General features: G+C 65.3%; 19 protein-coding genes and 1 pseudogene. 7 read left to right on the top strand and 13 right to left on the bottom strand.

Annotated elements, in window-relative coordinates:
• Window positions 1–340: 340 nt before the first annotated feature.
• Window positions 341–1,240, bottom strand: a complete 900-nt coding sequence (locus AC07O4_RS17090; RefSeq protein ID WP_369632449.1) for a LysR family transcriptional regulator — start codon at window positions 1,238–1,240, stop codon at window positions 341–343.
• Between the two features lie 99 nt (window positions 1,241–1,339).
• Between AC07O4_RS17090 and AC07O4_RS17085 the strand changes: the two genes are divergently transcribed.
• The 3 genes from AC07O4_RS17085 (at window position 1,340) to AC07O4_RS17075 (ending at window position 3,494) form a co-directional block, all read left to right on the top strand.
• Entirely contained in the window at window positions 1,340–1,669 is a 330-nt protein-coding gene (locus AC07O4_RS17085) for a nuclear transport factor 2 family protein (protein WP_062472395.1), read from the top strand.
• Window positions 1,666–2,448, top strand: a complete 783-nt coding sequence (locus AC07O4_RS17080) for an SDR family oxidoreductase (protein WP_495305169.1) — start codon at window positions 1,666–1,668, stop codon at window positions 2,446–2,448. Before AC07O4_RS17085 ends, AC07O4_RS17080 begins: the two co-directional genes overlap by 4 nt.
• Before the next feature lie 266 nt (window positions 2,449–2,714).
• Window positions 2,715–3,494, top strand: a complete 780-nt coding sequence (locus AC07O4_RS17075; protein WP_139701817.1) for an alpha/beta fold hydrolase — start codon at window positions 2,715–2,717, stop codon at window positions 3,492–3,494.
• 860 nt (window positions 3,495–4,354) lie between these two features.
• Here the strand turns inward: AC07O4_RS17075 and AC07O4_RS17070 are convergent.
• Window positions 4,355–4,843: a hemerythrin domain-containing protein gene (locus AC07O4_RS17070; RefSeq protein ID WP_095744401.1), complete on the bottom strand. Its 489-nt coding sequence runs from the start codon at window positions 4,841–4,843 to the stop codon at window positions 4,355–4,357.
• 233 nt (window positions 4,844–5,076) lie between these two features.
• Between AC07O4_RS17070 and AC07O4_RS17065 the strand changes: the two genes are divergently transcribed.
• Complete coding sequence (locus AC07O4_RS17065; protein WP_495305168.1) at window positions 5,077–5,295, top strand: hypothetical protein; 219 nt, start codon at window positions 5,077–5,079, stop codon at window positions 5,293–5,295.
• A 142-nt stretch (window positions 5,296–5,437) separates the two neighbouring features.
• On the opposite strand, the gene AC07O4_RS17060 is transcribed toward AC07O4_RS17065, so the two are convergent.
• Genes AC07O4_RS17060 through AC07O4_RS17030 form a run of 7 tightly spaced genes read right to left on the bottom strand, consistent with a single transcriptional unit; the run spans window position 5,438 to window position 10,712 of the window.
• Window positions 5,438–5,875 (bottom strand): ester cyclase, encoded by a 438-nt coding sequence (locus AC07O4_RS17060; RefSeq protein WP_235926634.1) that lies wholly within the window; start codon window positions 5,873–5,875, stop codon window positions 5,438–5,440.
• Window positions 5,876–5,916: 41 nt separating this feature from the next.
• On the bottom strand, window positions 5,917–6,471 hold the full coding sequence (locus AC07O4_RS17055; RefSeq protein ID WP_062472379.1) for a VOC family protein: 555 nt from the start codon (window positions 6,469–6,471) through the stop codon (window positions 5,917–5,919).
• 23 nt (window positions 6,472–6,494) lie between these two features.
• On the bottom strand, window positions 6,495–7,262 hold the full coding sequence (locus AC07O4_RS17050; RefSeq protein ID WP_095744403.1) for an SDR family NAD(P)-dependent oxidoreductase: 768 nt from the start codon (window positions 7,260–7,262) through the stop codon (window positions 6,495–6,497).
• Window positions 7,255–8,226 carry a Bug family tripartite tricarboxylate transporter substrate binding protein gene (locus AC07O4_RS17045; RefSeq protein WP_095744404.1) on the bottom strand — a complete coding sequence of 324 codons (972 nt, stop codon included), beginning with the start codon at window positions 8,224–8,226 and terminating at the stop codon, window positions 7,255–7,257. Before AC07O4_RS17045 ends, AC07O4_RS17050 begins: the two co-directional genes overlap by 8 nt.
• A 37-nt stretch (window positions 8,227–8,263) precedes the next feature.
• Window positions 8,264–9,046: an SDR family NAD(P)-dependent oxidoreductase gene (locus tag AC07O4_RS17040; protein ID WP_070059277.1), complete on the bottom strand. Its 783-nt coding sequence runs from the start codon at window positions 9,044–9,046 to the stop codon at window positions 8,264–8,266.
• Window positions 9,043–10,095, bottom strand: coding sequence for a LacI family DNA-binding transcriptional regulator (locus AC07O4_RS17035; protein ID WP_070059276.1), 1,053 nt, complete (start codon window positions 10,093–10,095; stop codon window positions 9,043–9,045). The genes AC07O4_RS17040 and AC07O4_RS17035 overlap by 4 nt, the downstream gene beginning before the upstream one ends.
• The gene (locus AC07O4_RS17030) at window positions 10,092–10,712 is read right to left on the bottom strand and encodes a carboxymuconolactone decarboxylase family protein (protein WP_062472365.1); all 621 of its coding nucleotides are present in this window, start codon (window positions 10,710–10,712) and stop codon (window positions 10,092–10,094) included. The genes AC07O4_RS17035 and AC07O4_RS17030 overlap by 4 nt, the downstream gene beginning before the upstream one ends.
• 791 nt (window positions 10,713–11,503) lie before the next feature.
• Here AC07O4_RS17030 and AC07O4_RS17025 point away from each other — a divergent pair.
• The 3 genes from AC07O4_RS17025 (at window position 11,504) to AC07O4_RS17015 (ending at window position 12,753) form a co-directional block, all read left to right on the top strand.
• Window positions 11,504–11,839: a hypothetical protein gene (locus AC07O4_RS17025; RefSeq protein ID WP_095744406.1), complete on the top strand. Its 336-nt coding sequence runs from the start codon at window positions 11,504–11,506 to the stop codon at window positions 11,837–11,839.
• Window positions 11,840–11,889: 50 nt separating this feature from the next.
• Window positions 11,890–12,327: an Hsp20/alpha crystallin family protein gene (locus AC07O4_RS17020; protein WP_062472360.1), complete on the top strand. Its 438-nt coding sequence runs from the start codon at window positions 11,890–11,892 to the stop codon at window positions 12,325–12,327.
• A gap of 63 nt (window positions 12,328–12,390) precedes the next feature.
• Complete coding sequence (locus AC07O4_RS17015) at window positions 12,391–12,753, top strand: Hsp20/alpha crystallin family protein (protein ID WP_070059545.1); 363 nt, start codon at window positions 12,391–12,393, stop codon at window positions 12,751–12,753.
• 198 nt (window positions 12,754–12,951) lie between these two features.
• Here the strand turns inward: AC07O4_RS17015 and AC07O4_RS17010 are convergent.
• From AC07O4_RS17010 to AC07O4_RS16995, 4 genes and pseudogenes are all read right to left on the bottom strand, one after another.
• Window positions 12,952–13,098 (bottom strand): annotated as a pseudogene (locus tag AC07O4_RS17010) (IS3 family transposase); the annotation flags it as partial.
• Window positions 13,099–13,179: 81 nt separating this feature from the next.
• The gene (locus AC07O4_RS17005; protein WP_095744407.1) at window positions 13,180–13,452 is read right to left on the bottom strand and encodes a hypothetical protein; all 273 of its coding nucleotides are present in this window, start codon (window positions 13,450–13,452) and stop codon (window positions 13,180–13,182) included.
• Between the two features lie 10 nt (window positions 13,453–13,462).
• Entirely contained in the window at window positions 13,463–13,771 is a 309-nt protein-coding gene (locus tag AC07O4_RS17000; protein ID WP_492699159.1) for a hypothetical protein, read from the bottom strand.
• 227 nt (window positions 13,772–13,998) lie between these two features.
• A complete protein-coding gene (locus tag AC07O4_RS16995; protein ID WP_070059271.1) occupies window positions 13,999–14,802 on the bottom strand; it encodes an alpha/beta fold hydrolase in 804 nt (267 codons plus the stop codon).
• Window positions 14,803–14,806: the final 4 nt, after the last annotated feature.

Raw genomic sequence — 14,806 nt, 5'->3', positions numbered from 1 at the left:
ATGGCCCGCTGAACGTCTGCTGTGCGTCTCAATCGAGTCCTCCGGCAGCGCGTCGATCCGCCTCGCCGCGGCGGCAAGGCGGACGGATCTGCGCCGCTCAATCGACGCTCGCTCAGATTTCCGTCTGCTCCGAGATCTCTAGGGAACGTCTGATCAAGTCCGCCGATGAACGATCGGAACGTTGATCACGCCTCGCAGCCGGAGATCGCCAAGCTGCTCGCGAGCCATGCGGAGTTCCGGCTACCCGGCTCCTATCCGCGGAAATATTGAAGTCACCATCGAGCGACGCCGGCAGGGCCTGCCCGGCCCCCGGTCCGATCGCCGGGAAGAGAAAGTCCGCTCAGGGGTCTTTCTCCAGCATGCAGTCGATGAAGGCGCGCAGTGCGGCAGGGAAGTGGCGCCGGCTGGGGTGGTACAGGAACAGGCCAGGCCTTGCAATCGACCAGTCGGCGAGAACCTCCACCAGCCGCTCCTGGGCGAGCAGTGCATCGACGCGTTCGCGATCGAAGGCATAGACGATCCCCAGCCCTTGGAGTGCCGCAGCGACGCCAGTGTCCGAGTGGTTGGTGACCAAGGGTCCTTCCACCGCCACTTCGATCCGCTTGCCCTTTTTTTCGAACTCCCAGCGGTAGGAACTCCCGTCGCCCTGCAGGCGCCAGTTGATGCAGGCGTGGCCGTGCAGGTCGGCGGGGGACCGCGGTTTGCCGCGACGCTCCAGATAGTCCGGGGATGCCACGGCCACCATCTTCACGTCCGGCGTCAAGCGCACCGCGATCATGTCCTTCTCCAGCTTGCCCCCGACGCGGATGCCCGCATCGAAGCGACCGGCGACGATGTCGCTCAGGCCGTTGTCGACCACGATGTCCAGTGTCACTTCCGGGTGCGTCCGGTGAAACCGGCCCAGCCGGGGGCCGATCACCTGCCAGGCGGCCATGCCGAGGGTGTTGATGCGCAGCGTGCCGCGCGTCTGACCCGCCATCGCGCTGGCTTCATTCACTGCATCGGCCATGTCCCGGAAGAGCGGCGCGATGCGCCCGTACAACTGCGCCCCGGTAGCGGTGGGGGCCACGCTGCGGGTCGTGCGGTTCAGCAGCCGCGTACCCAGCCGCGTTTCCAGCTGTCGGATGGTCTGACTCAGCGCCGAAGCAGACAGCCCCAGATGCTCGGCGGCGCGGGCAAAGCTCGCGCGTTCCACCACGGCAGCAAAGGCCTTGAGCTCGGCAAACTCCGATCCGCGCATTCTGTATTTTCTTCTACATAGCTCGTGAAGATTCTAGGCGATTCACTTATTGATGATCGACGCGCATCCTGAGGTCTTCACATCCAAGGAGTCGTCACCATGAGTACCCTGATCCTTCCCGCTCCGATCGCCGCCTACTTCGCGGCCGATCGGCAGAACGCCGAGGCCCTGGCCCGCTGTTTCACGCCTCAAGCCATCGTGAAGGACGAGGGCCGCACCCACACCGGCCGCCGCGCCATCCAGGAATGGAAGAGCGCGACATCCACGCAGTACGCGTACACGGTCGAGCCATTTGCGCTGGATCACGCGGGGGAGTTCCAGGTCGTGCGGGCGCACGTGGCCGGCAATTTTCCCGGCAGTCCGGTCGATCTTCGATATCGCTTTCGCCTCGAACGCGGCCTGATTGCGTCGCTGGAGATCACGGCATGAGCTTCGATCTTCAACTCCAGGGCCAGCGCGCGCTGGTCACCGGCGGCACCAAAGGCGTTGGCGCCGCCGTCGTTCAAGGCCTGCGCGACGCCGGTGTGCAGGTGATGACCACGGCCCGCGCCGCGCCCGCGCGGCCCATCGGGGGCGTGGTCCATGTGACCGCCGATCTGGCGACGGCTGAAGGCGCCGCCAAGGTGGCGCACTCGGTGCTCGGGCATTGGGGCGGCCTCGACATCCTGGTGCATGTGGTCGGCGGCTCCAGCGCACCGGGCGGCGGCTTCGCGGCCCTGGACGATGCCCAGTGGTTCGCCGAACTGAACCAGAACCTCATGCCGGCCGTGCGGCTCGATCGTGCGCTGCTGCCCGCCATGCTCGCGCAGGGCTCTGGCGTCATCGTCCACGTCAGCTCGATCCAGCGCCTGCTGCCACTGCCGGAATCGACGACCGCGTATGCGGCGGCCAAGGCGGCCTTGTCCACCTACAGCAAGGCGTTGTCGAAAGAGGTGACGCCCAAGGGCGTGCGCGTGCTGCGCGTGTCGCCCGGATGGATCGAGACCGAAGCGTCGGTGGCGCTGGCCGATCGCCTGGCCCGCCAGGCCGGCACGGATTACGAGGGTGGCAAGCAGATCATCATGCAATCGCTCGGCGGCATTCCGCTGGGTCGACCGGCCAGGCCGCAGGAAGTTGCCGACTTGATCACGTTCCTTGTGTCACCCCGGGCGGGCTCGATCTCAGGGTCGGAACACCTGATCGATGGCGGGACCGTCCCGACGGTCTAGGCAAGGCCGCGGCCATCGCCGGCACGGTACGAAAGCAGCTGGCTGCACACGCGTGCGATGGCGAGGGACTGCGTGCGTGGCAACGCCTCCCGCGCGCCATTCGGACCGGACAGCTTTATTGCGCATCTGAAGCGTGTCACGAAACGCAGTTTTGAAGAACAGCAATTCTTGCGCGCAAAGCTTCAACTTTGGCGTGATATTCGCAACCCTGTTCAACACGTTCTTTCCTACCATTTCGCTTCTCCCATCCACTCACAGGACATCCCATGAACTCACTGATTCGCAAGCTTTTGATCGCAGCTGCGACAACCGCCAGCATCGTCGGTCCCGGTGGCGGCGCCCATGCCCAACAGGTGCAGGCGAAAAACGTCGTGCTGGTGCATGGCGCCTTTGCCGATGGTTCGGGCTGGCGCGGCGTCTATGACGAGCTCATCGGCCGAGGCTACCGGGTCACCATCGTTCAGAACCCGCTGACGTCTCTGGCCGACGACGTGGCGGCGACGCAGCGCGCGCTCGCGCGCCAGGACGGTCCTACTATCCTCGTGGGTCACTCGTGGGGGGGCACGGTCATCACCGAAGCGGGCATCCATCCGAAGGTGGTGGGTCTTGTCTATGTCTCCGCGCTGTCGCCCGACGCCGGCGAGACCACAAGCGAACAGTACGCGGGATTCACGGCCCCCGACTTCGTGATCGACACGCAGTCGGACGGATTCGGATTCGTCAATCGGGAGAAGTTCAAGATCGGCTTCGCCGGCGATGCCAGCGATGCGGACGCCGCGTTCCTGCGTGATTCGCAGGTGCCGATCAACATGTCGGTGTTTGCGACCAAGCTCAATCACGCCGCATGGCGGACCAAGCCAAGCTGGGCGGTGATCGCGACCGAGGACAGGGCCTTCGACGTCCGGATGTTGCACAAGATGGCCAAGCGCATCGGCGCCACGGTTCAGGAGGTCAAGGCAAGCCATGCGGTATTCATGACCCAGCCGAAGGCAGTCGCCGACGTGATCGATCGAGCTGCCAGGGAGGGAGGGCGCCGGGCCCAGTGATTCCCTTGAATGCGAGATGGCCGTTGCGCGCTCGCTTCGTCTAAAGCTTGGCCATCAGCTCTCGAAGCTTCACTTCGTCAGAAGCAATCGCAGCAAGTTCCAGCGGGGTGCGTCTTTGGCTGCCATCCAGCTTCCGCGGACGAAAGTCGATGACGCAGATTGACCCGAGTGCAAAGCCGTCGGTGTCATGGACCGGCGCCCCTGCATAGAAGCGAAAATGGGGGGTACTGGCGACCCCAAGGTTGCAGACTTGCACGGCTCGGCCGTTCACTATCTCGAAGGACGCTGCGGCGTCCCCCAACCGCACGCGGTTCAAGAAGTTTGTGACTGCGAGCCTGCCGGGCCACGTGCCACCGGATAACCAGCCACCCGCCGAATTTGCGAGGACGGTCCTCGAGCTCAGGGCCAACCAGCGTGGGTGGAAATTGGTGCCCGTACTCAGCCCCTGACCGCGGAATTGGCTCCGGCGTTCGGTCTCGCTGCCCCATTGGGCGCGCCCGGAGCATCAGTGCGGTGGACGATGGCGCATCCCATCCAGTTCTCTGGAGCTGACTGGTTGAGCATCTTGAAGGGCCAGGGCTCGATCGATGGAGCGCCGCGAAAACACTTGCGATTGCCCGCAGTTCATGCAGCGATACATCTGAACCCGGGGTAACAGGCGAAGCCATGCCTGCCCCGGGACACTTTCCAGATGCTTGATGTTGCACGAGCATGCAAAGTACGGAAGCTTCATCGCGATACCGGGTGGGCGCAACATTCCTGCGGAATTGCGAAGTTGCGGCTTGGTGAGGGCCAGCATTGACGGCTGCGTCTTTGCGAAGGGGCGGCGGAACGCTTCCAGGAAGGGGCCTAGGGGCAGTCTAGGCCGTGACTGCCATGTCCGCCATCAATTCTTCTTTGCGAGTGGTGAGTTGCTCGCGCATGGCAACCAGGTCGAGTCCCCGCGCGGCGCGCGCTTTGGGGAACATCTCGTTGCGCTCTTCCTTGACGTGGTGGTCGATGTACTCGCCCAGGACCTTCACCTTCGCATCGAACATCTCATCGACTTCGGTCGAATCCTGGATCTGCGCAATTAAGTCTTTGGCGCTCGCATGTTCAACCTCGGCTTCGTCGAGCAGTTCAGTTTCCTTGATGGCTTCGCGCACTGCTGGATAGAGGAGCTCTTCTTCGAGTTGCGTGTGAACGGTCAACTCCATGCAGATCTGCAGTGCAAGATCTCGCTTCTTCTCCGAGGCGCTGGCAGCTTTTGAGCTGGCAAGCTCCTCGTAGGCGGCGAACATCTTCTTGACGTTCTTGTGATCGGTGTCGAGTAGCGAGCATGCATCGGGTTCATGGCGCTTGGCTGTCATCGGGGTCTCCTGGTCGGTGGGTCCCCAACATCTCAGGGGTGGGTGCTTGTGGGCGTAGGACGGCGTCGCTGCGGGAAGCCGTCAATGTGCTGAGGCTCTCCGGTGCGTGAACTGTGGGCTCAGCCCCAGGAGCGGGAGAAGTCCGTTCTGCTCATGGAAGAGAGAAGGGCCTTGCGGGGATTGAGGGAGGTCCTTTGACCTAAACTGAGCCGCTTCGAGAAAGGGAGCGCTTCATGCCGATGGATTTCCTCAAGAAGGTCGAACAGGAAACGTTGCCGCTGACCGTGACCGACCCCATGGACATCCGCAACGTCGCGGTGCTGGTTGCCGCGGGGCTTGTCGAGGCGATCCTTCCAGAAGAGGCTGAAGCCCATGACCTGCCAGCGGTTGTTCTGCGAATCACGCCTCATGGCCGTGGCGAGCTTGAGCGGATGCGCGACAGGCCGCTGTGAGAGCCTGCGCAGCGCAGGAGAAACATCACTCGGTGTTGAGAGCAAGCCGCCAAGACGATAGCGCACAGCCAGTGAGCAGGAGGTTGGGTGGCTTCCCGCCTCCTCTCGACGCGCGCAGCCGAGGCGAAGCGCGAGAGGGTCGTCAGATCAACCCGAGCGCGCGCAGCTTCGCATCGGGTGCGGAGTAGGGCCGCTCGCACACGATCTTGTCGGAACCTGGCGCGAACTCGAAACTTGCCGCCAGGCGGATCCGGAATTTCCGGCCTGTGGCATCGAACACCTTGTCGTTGGCATGCAGCGGCCCGAGGTGCGTTCCGCTGAGCCAGAACTCGACCAGTACCGTGTCCTGGTCGGCGGCGATGGCGATGATCTCGTTGGCCAGGTCGGGAAAGGGCGTGCGCGAGCTGCGGAAATAGCCGCGCACTTCTTCCTCGCCGTCGAACACCACGCCGCTGCCGTGCATCTCGTAGCGGGGATGCTCGAAGGTGTCGATCACCGCATCCCACTCCTGCGTGCACTCGAGCGCCATGTGATCGCGTACCGTCTTGATGCGTGCCGCTTGAAGGGTTGTGGTCTGCACGGAATCTCCTGCTGGTTGGTGAACGGGGTGGTCGGGAGCCGTCATGGCACCGGGGCGATGGCGTTCGCGCCCATGCGGCGGATCGGGTCCTTGCCGTCCCATCCTTCGGCCGCGTGCCGGATGTCGCGGAAGTACTCGCCCTTGCCGCCGGCCATCTCGGAGATCTCGAACATGCCGCTGGGCAGGTCGGGATGCACGAAGTAGGCGAAGCGCCCGCGCATGCCCATGCGGCCACTGTGGCCCTCGACGTAACCCGTCGAGCGCAGGTGTCGCACGGCGTCGTCGAAGCCATCGTCGCTCCAGTAGGCCAGGTGCTGGGCGCCCTCGCCGCCGCGGCGCAGCGAATCGAGGTAGAGCGAGGGGGCGTCGTCGCGCTGCTGGATCAGCTCGATCTGCAGGTTGCCGGAGTTGGCCAGCGCGATGGACAGCCGAGGCAGGCGCGACGGCTTGCCGTAGTAGTTGAACTCGGTCGTGCCGACCTCTTCCTTGTAGAACCATGGGCCCACGCCCAGCGTGCGCGACCAGTGGGCCATCGCCTTCTCGATGTCGTGAACGACATAGCCGACCTGGCGGGCGCCGCCGAACAGCATGCTCATTGAATGGACTCCTTGGGGCGTGGTCAGCGCATGTACGCGCCGCCGTTGACGTCGAGCGTTGCGCCGGTCACGAAGGACGACAGGTCGCTTGCCAGGTACAGGCACGCGCCCGCGATGTCTTCGGGCTGGCCGACACGGCTCAGTGGAAAGGTCTTGCCCAGCGCGTGCTTGTTGTCGTCGGAGTTCGCGCCGCGCGAGAAGTCCGTCATGATCAAGCCCGGCGTGATGGCGTTGGCGCGAATGCCTTGGGGGCCCAGTTCCTTGGCCATGGCGCGCATGAGGCCCAGCACGCCGGCCTTGGCGGCGCAGTAGTGGCTGCCGCCGAACACGCCACCGCCTTGCTGCGCGGACATCGACGAGATGCAGATGATCGAGCCGCTGCGTTGTTCGATCATGGTGGGGATCACGCACTGCGACATTTGGAGGGTGCCGCGAAGGGTAATGCCCACGACCTGCTCGAAGTCCTCGGCGCTCACGTCCAGCACACCGCGTTTTTGTGTGATGGCAGCGTTGTTCACCAGCACGTCGATGCGGCCCGCCCATTGCAGCACGCGCGCCACGGCCGCCTTGCAGGCGCCGGCATCGCGCACATCGCAGCCGATGCCGATGTGCTCGGCGCCGAGGGATTCGGCAGCGACCTGTGCCTGCCCTTCGTCGAGGTCGAGCAGCGCCACCCGGGCACCGTGGCGGGCGAACAGCCGTGCGGTCGCCAGGCCGATACCGCGCGCACGGGACGCACCGGTGATCAAGGCCACGCGGCCCTGCAGCAGGGGAAGGGCCGCGTCACTCATTGCTGATGTTCGCGGCCTTGGCGATCTGCCGCCAGCCCTCGATGTCTGCGGCGGTCATGGCGCGCAGTTCGTCGCCACCGACGAACGCGGCGGTGATGCCCAGGTCCAGAAGACGCGCCTTCACGTCCGGCATCTCGACGACCTGCTTCAGCGCGGCGGAGAGCTTGGCGACGATCGGCTTGGGGGTGCCCGCGGGTGCGTACAGCGCCCAGCGCAGCGCGCCCATGCGCTTGCCCGCGAAATCGATGCCTTCGTCGTCGTAGCTCGAGACGTCGGGCAGACTGGGCGAGCGCGAGGTGCAGGCGGTGATCGCCTTGACCTTGCCGGACTTGACCATCGGCGAGCCCGATGCCATGTCCACGTAGGCCAGCTTGACGTGGCCGCCCAGCATGTCGGTCTGGATCTGCACCACCGATTTGTAGGGGATGTGGCTCATCTGTGCCTGCGTGCGCAGATTGAAGAGCTCCCCGCAAAAGTGACCGGTCGAGGCGATGCCCCAGCTCGCGTATTGCACGCTGCCGGGCGACTTCCTGGCCAGCGCAATGAGCTCCTTGGCGTTGTTTGCCGGGAAGTCGTTGGTCGCGATAAGCAGGATAGAGGCGGTGCCGACCTGCCCGATGGGTGCGAAGTCCTTGACCGAGTCGTACGAGAGCTTGGGATTGCTCGCGGGCAGCAGCACGTGCGTGGTCGCGCCGCCCAGTCCGATCGTGTAGCCGTCGGCCGGCGCCTTGGCGACGAAGTCGGTGGCAATGGCACCGCTGGCGCCCGGCTTGTTGTCCATCACGAACACGCCCTTGACCAGGGGCGCCATCTTGTCGGCCAGGAGCCGGCCGAGCGCGTCGCCGCCACTGCCTGCGGCCGAGATCAGGACGAAGCGGATCGGCCGCGACGGATAGTCCGAGGGCGCCTGGGCATGGGCGGCGAATGCGAGGCCCGCGAGCGCGGCAATCCACAGTTTGCGCATGGTGTTGTCTCCTTGTCGTTGATGCTCGAATACCCGTCTACAGGGACAGTCCGCCGTCGACCACAAGCTCCAGGCCCGTCACGTAGCTCGATTCGTCGGAGGCGAGGAACAGCGCCGCGTTGGCCACGTCCCAGGCCGAGCCCTGGCGGCCCATGGGGCAGCGCGCGTTGCGTGCCTGTCGGCCGGCCTGCGCCTCTTGTTCGCTCTTGAAAAGGGCCGCGGCATGCGGCGTGTCGATCAGGCCCGGCACGATCACGTTGCAGCGCACCTGGTGCTGCGCGTACTGGCGCGCCACGACGCGCGTCATGTGGTTCAGTGCCGCCTTGGAGGTGCTGTACGACAGGAACTGCATCGGGCTCCACTTGCGGCTCGCGATGGAGGAGACGTTGATGATGGCGCCGCCGCCTTGTCGGATCATGTGAGGCACCACGGCGCGCGCCGTGAGCATGGGGCCCTTGAGGTTGATGGCGTGCACGCGGTCCCAGGACTCCTCCGTCACTTCGATCAGCTCGCCGAATTCCTCGATGCCGACGTTGTGGTGCAGCACGTCGATGCGGCCGAAGCGTGCCAGGCAGTGGTTCACCATCCGCTCGATCTGCTCGCTGCTGCGCACATCGGCCTCGAAGGCCTCGGCGATGCCGCCGATGTCATGAATGCGACGCACCGACGTCGCCGCAGCTTCGGGCGACCGGTCGACGCAGATCACCGTCGCGCCTTCGCGGGCGAAGGTGACGGCGCAGGCGGCGCCGTTGCTGATGTCGGTGCCGATGGAGCCGGCGCCGACCACGATGGCCACCTTGTCCTTGAGACGCTGCGTCATGAGGCCGCTCTCGTTTTCTTGCGGACGGCAGCGGGTGCCTTGGCGACCGGACCGCAGGATTCGCGCAGCACCATCTGGGTGGTGAGCAGGATGCGCTCCTGCTCAAGGGGGGCTGTGCTGTCCAGCCGCCGCAGCAGCAGCTCGGCCACGGCGGTGCCGACCGCTTCCAGGTCCCAGGTCAGCGAGGTGATGGCGGGACTGAAAAGCTGCGACAGGTCGGTGTCGCCGATGCTGACGACACTGACGTCATCGGGCGCCAAACGGCCCGAGTGACGCAGTGCCTGCAGCACGCCCGACAGGATGCGGGTGCCCAGGCACAGGAAGGCCGTGGGCGCCGTGGGGGAGCCCAGCAGCGAGAGGGCCTCGCTGAAGGCGAAGTCCATCGCCGACTTCTCGGCGCGGATCAGCTTGGGGTCAGGCTGCAGACCACGCTCCAGATAGGCGTCCCTGTAGCCCATGATGCGCTCGCGACCCGGACGCAACACGCTGCCGGGCGTCAGCAGTGCGATGCGCGTGTGACCGAGGTTCAGCAGGTAGCGCGTGGCCTGAAGCGCGCCGTGGTAGTGGTCAACGTGCACGCCCGCGTTGTTGCCCTGGAAGTCGCGATCGAGCGCGATCACCGGGCCGTGCGCCGCCAGCTGGTCGAGGTAGGCCGGGGTCTCGGCCTGGCAGGGACCGAGGATGAGCCCGTCCACGCGCCGGCGCCGGAACAGGTCGATCAGGGTTTTCTCGCGCTGGTCGTCGTTGTGGGTGCTGGCCACCAGCAGCGCATAGCCCGCCGCCAGCAGGCGCGATTCGACCGCCGTGATGATCCGCGCGTACAAGGGGTTGGCCAGATCCGACACCAGTAACCCGACCACGCCTGTCGAGCGGGTGCGCATGCTCTGCGCCACCGAATCCGGCGTGTAGCCGAGCTCGCGCGCCGCCTTGGTGACCGCTGCGATGGCCTGCTCGCTAACGCGCCCGCTGCGGTTCAGGGCCCGCGAGGCCGTTCCAATCGCAACGCCGGCGGCCTTGGCCACTTCGCGGATGGTGATCTTGGCCTTCATGCCGGCACTTTCGCCTGTGCAAGCGGGGCAGGGAAACGCTCGGCACCGGGCTCGAGCGGCACGGCCGCGCTGTTCAGGAACAGCGCGGCCATGTGATAGAAGCTCGACGCGAAGATCAGCTCGATCACCTGCTCCTGCGGCCAGCCCGCGCCAAGGGACTGCCAGGTCTGATCGGACACCGTGCAGTGGTGGTGCAGCTCATCCACCATGCGCACGATCAGGCGTTCCCTGTCGCTCCACAGGCCTGGCGACAGCGCATGCCAGTCGGCACTGCCGGTGAGCTCGCGCACCTGCGCGGCATCCAGGCCGCACCTGTCCGCGTAGATGCTGATGTGCATGCCCCATTCGTACTCGGACCGCGTGAGCGCGCCGGTGCGGATGATCGCGATCTCGCGGTCCCGTTCGGGCAGCGCGCACTGGAACAGCACCACATGTGCCATGGCCTGGAAGGCCGGGCCGAGCTTGCTGTGATTCGCGAGCGCCAGTCGAAGGTTCAGGGGTGACAGGCCCTTGAAGGCGGTGCTCTGCACGGCTGCTGCCACCTCGGGTTCGTAGGGGGGCGGCCGCAGTGGCAAGCGTGTGGAGGGTGCGAGAAAGGGCGATGCAGAACCGGTCATGACTGCAGTTTGCGGTGGGCGTGGAAACGTTTCTACAGTGATAACCCTGAATTCCCAAAACGAAGGAAATTACGAAGGAGAAAGAAGTGCCGAACGAATGAAAACGGTTCCACATCTTTCCACCACCTTAGGATCGACTTCAGCCGGATGGCCTTCGTCCCGGAAGCAGACGTGGTCCGGCGATGGGAATCCCTGCGACGCCGCGTGACGTCAAGGGCCGGCTCAAGCTGTTTGCAGATGGCCGTTGCGCGCTCGGCCAGCATCGGATGAGCTGCGCTGGACGCGACGCATGTCAGTCTCCGGCCAGCAACCGCTTTCGTTTTCCGGGTTGGGCCGAAGCTCTTGATGTCCGCACACCTGGCGCAGCCTGCTGCAGGCAGAGGGTGCCCGTCGAAAAACGGCTGACGCAGCGACCGCGGCCCCTGGAAAGTGCTTGACCCTCTCGCAACGGCACGGTCTAGGATGCCTTCAACTTGAGAGGGATGTTGCCCGAATACGCCCTGCAGAATCGACGCGCCCAGGCGCGTTAGCGCGTCGGTCCGGCCATTGCGCTGGCGTTCAAGAATCAGAAGTTGTCTGACATGCCTGCGTCGGCGCGGCGCGGTAGATTTTTGTCTCCGCGGCACCACCGCGGACTTGCTGTAAACCTCAGCCCGGTCGCGTGCGGCCGGGCTTTTTTTCGTGTCGGCCTGCGTCTCGCGCGGGTGTCGAAAACCGCCTCTTGAAAATCGATTCGGAGGCTCCTATGTTCGCTTGCGTCGGAAATTGGTCAACCGAAAAGGAGGTATTCAATGGCCATGAACTTGCTCAAGCAAATTGCCGGCTCTCGCTTGCCTGTCTCGTTCTATCGCACCGCGGACATCGATCAGGTGCGGGTGCTTCGGGCCGCCGGGCTCGTCGTTGCCCTGATCCCCGCGCCCTCGAACTCGCTCGCTCTGTCTGGCTCCCCTTCGGCCGCCCAGGTGCTGGCCATCACGCAGAAGGGGCGCGAGGAGTTGGCGAAATTCTCGTACCCGCAGTCGCGCACCGCGCGCTGGCGACAGCGACCCTCCAGGATCTTTGCACGGCACCGCGCGGACAGCGATGGCGCTGCGCGGCCGACGGGCACGCACGGCCTGCCCCAGTGAGGGGCGGCTCGATTCTGTTCAGGTTCAATTGATTTGACAGGAGGTTTCCCATGTACCGATCTTTCTTCCCGCGCGACATGCTGGCCGAGATGGATCGCCTGCAACGGGACATGCAGCAGGCGTTCGATCTGTCACCCACCATTCGCGGTTACGGCAGCAACGGATTTCCCGCGTTGAACGTGGGCGCCACACCGCAGGCGCTGGAGATCTTCGCGTTCGCCCCCGGCGTCGACCCGGCCACGCTGGAGATCAACCTCGAGCGTGGTCTCATGACCATCGCGGGTGAGCGCAAGAGCCTGCTTCCCGATGCGCAGGCCAAGGCGGCCGTGCACATCAACGAGCGCTTCGAGGGGCCGTTTCGCCGCGTCCTCACTCTGCCGGACGATGCCGATCCAGAGGCCGTCGAGGCCCGGCTGCGCGACGGTGTACTGCGCATCACGGTCCGCCGCCGGGCCTCGGCACAGCCGCGGCGCATCGCTGTCCTGTGAAACAAGGAGGTGAACATCATGAGCAATGACGTACAGACCGCATCGCCCAGCGCGCCGGAACCCATGGATCGTGGGCAGGCGCCACGCTATCAGGGCGCGGCCCTCACACCGCCTGTCGACGTGGTGGAAGACGCCGGGGGCATCACGCTCTACGCCGATCTGCCCGGCGTGTCGCGCGACAAGCTGAATCTTCATGTCGAAGCGGAGACCTTGACCATCGAGGCGGAGTCGGGCCTGAGCGTGCCGGATGACCTGAAGACCAGCCACACCGAGGTCGGCCTGGGCCGGTTTCGCCGCGTCTTCACGCTCAGCAAGGAGCTGGACACCGAGAAGGTGTCCGCCGAGCTGGCGCAGGGCGTGTTGAAACTGCGTATCCCCAAGGCCGAGCATGCCAAGCCGCGGCGAATCAATGTCGAGGTCGGATGAGTCGTAAGGCGAGGGCGCCCGCGGGCGCCCTCAAGAGAGCGTCAACCCGCGTGGGCGGCAAATGTGCAGCGCTTGCGCTCGCCGGCCGCCCGCGAAGGAGCGTCAGTCCAGACGGACGCCGTTCAGCTCCATCGTGATTGCTGACCGCCCCCGACCCGACAGCGGGCATGGTGGCGCGAGCCTGCTCGCTGACCCGGTTACCTTTCTGGCCGTGCGCTTAGTCTTCAGTGAACTGAAGAAGCTCTCCATGGCCGAGCTGCCCCAGACCTCGCCCGCACGGCTCATACTGCAGGAAATACTTGGTTCCTTGAGCAGCTCCTGGAAGTGCTCGCTGGTAACAGCGGACGGTCGGCGCCGACCGCCAATCAAAGGAATCCAGTTGTTCAATTAAGCAGCGCTGCGCGCCGGCCGTAGCTCACCCGCGCATCACCCCGGACTCGGCCGTGCATCGCCGGGCGCGGCAGCGCTCCGCGCGGACCCCGTGATCGCCCACACGTCGACCTTGGATTTTGCGAGGCGTCTCAGCCGGTCGCGGACTTCCTTGGTACGGCGGCCCTGGGTGCCGACGGCGAGCCGGGCCTTGAACTCGTCGTCGGCGAACAAGTCCGCGTGGCCGAAGATCTGGTCGCCGGCGCGGTCGACCTGGATCGCGATATTGAAGCCCCGGTAGGGGATGCGGCTGGACGTCTTCGAACGCATGGCGGCCTCCCTACATCAGGCGGGTGCGGATTGCGTGGGGCAGCTTCGCGCGCCACCGCGACGCGGCACCGCGCCACGGGCCCTGTGCGGCCACGGGGTAGTGGATGCGTTCGAGTTCGGCGCGGCCTTTTTCGGTGATGGCGAGCACCTGGGCGGCGTCGGGGCTGCCCGAGAGGGTGGGGGGATCCGACGGCGCGGGCGTCAGCGCGATCACGAGGCCGGCGGCCCGCAGCAGCTTGATCTGGTCGATCTCCGCCCGGGTCCGGAAGGTCGCCGGCAAGGGGGAACCGGCAAGTTGTTTGAGCATGTCCATGGCCATGGCTTTGTCCTCCATTTCTCTACGACCAACTTGGAACGGGAGAAAAATAGGACGTCTCAGCAGCGTCTTCAAGGGGCGGTTGCGGAGCGCAAGGCAACAGAATGTATCGGAGCTTTCGAGCACAGGCGAGAGAAGAGCTCCGAGCTGCTCGCCAGCGTGGGCCGGGTCGTGAGCGCGCTTTTGCATGGAGGCAAGCTCCGAGATTCAGAAGTCGCTGCACAGCAGACCTAGGAGTCGGCGCGTCGTCTCAAGAAGTCGAACACCGTCTGATTGAACTCCAGCGGCTTCTCGAAGTACGCAGAATGCGCGGCCTCCTCGACGACAACGACCTCGCTTCCTGGCAGGCGCTGGCCGAGTTCGCGCATGACCGCCGGCGGAACAATCGGGTCTTCGGCGCCAACGAGAAACATCGTCGGGCAAGCCAGCTGGTCGATCTCAGCGACGGCAAGCAGGTTCTCGGGCTGGTTCAGACGCAGTACGGCCTCGCGCCAGGCTTCGGGCTCAATACTGTGAGCGCTCGGGTTGAAGTGGTTGATCTGCGCGTAAAGCGCTGCAAGCGCGGGCTGCGCCTTCAAGAACCAGGCGCCCAGCGAGCGCTGCTCGATGCTTACCGCGGAAACTGTCTTAAAGCGCCGCTCGATGCTGTCGACCAGCGTCGGGTGGTCGATGGCCAGCGACGTGTCGCAAGCGACGAACGCGGCGACGCGCTCGGGATGGCGCAGCGCGAGCCGCAGCCCGATCATCCCGCCAAGCGATTGGCCGACGACCGTCGCACGCTCGATGCCTTCGCGCGCCAGTACCGCCAAGGCATCGCCGACAAAGAGCTCCAGCGAGAACTCCTCCGGCGGCGCCACCGAACGACCGAAGCAGCGGATGTCCATCGTGAGACAGGTGTACTGCGGCGTGAAGGCCGGCAATTGCTGCCACCAGGTGGCGGCGTTCGATCCGGCTCCGTGCAGGAACAGGATCGCCGGGCCGGCGCCGTGGCGCTCGTAGTAGATGTCGCGTTTGTTCGATGTGACAAAAGGCATGAGG

The organism is Variovorax sp. GW821-FHT09D04 (genome assembly GCF_059416405.1).
Note: the sequence above shows the minus strand (reverse complement) of the source record. Positions and strands in the feature narration are given on the sequence as shown.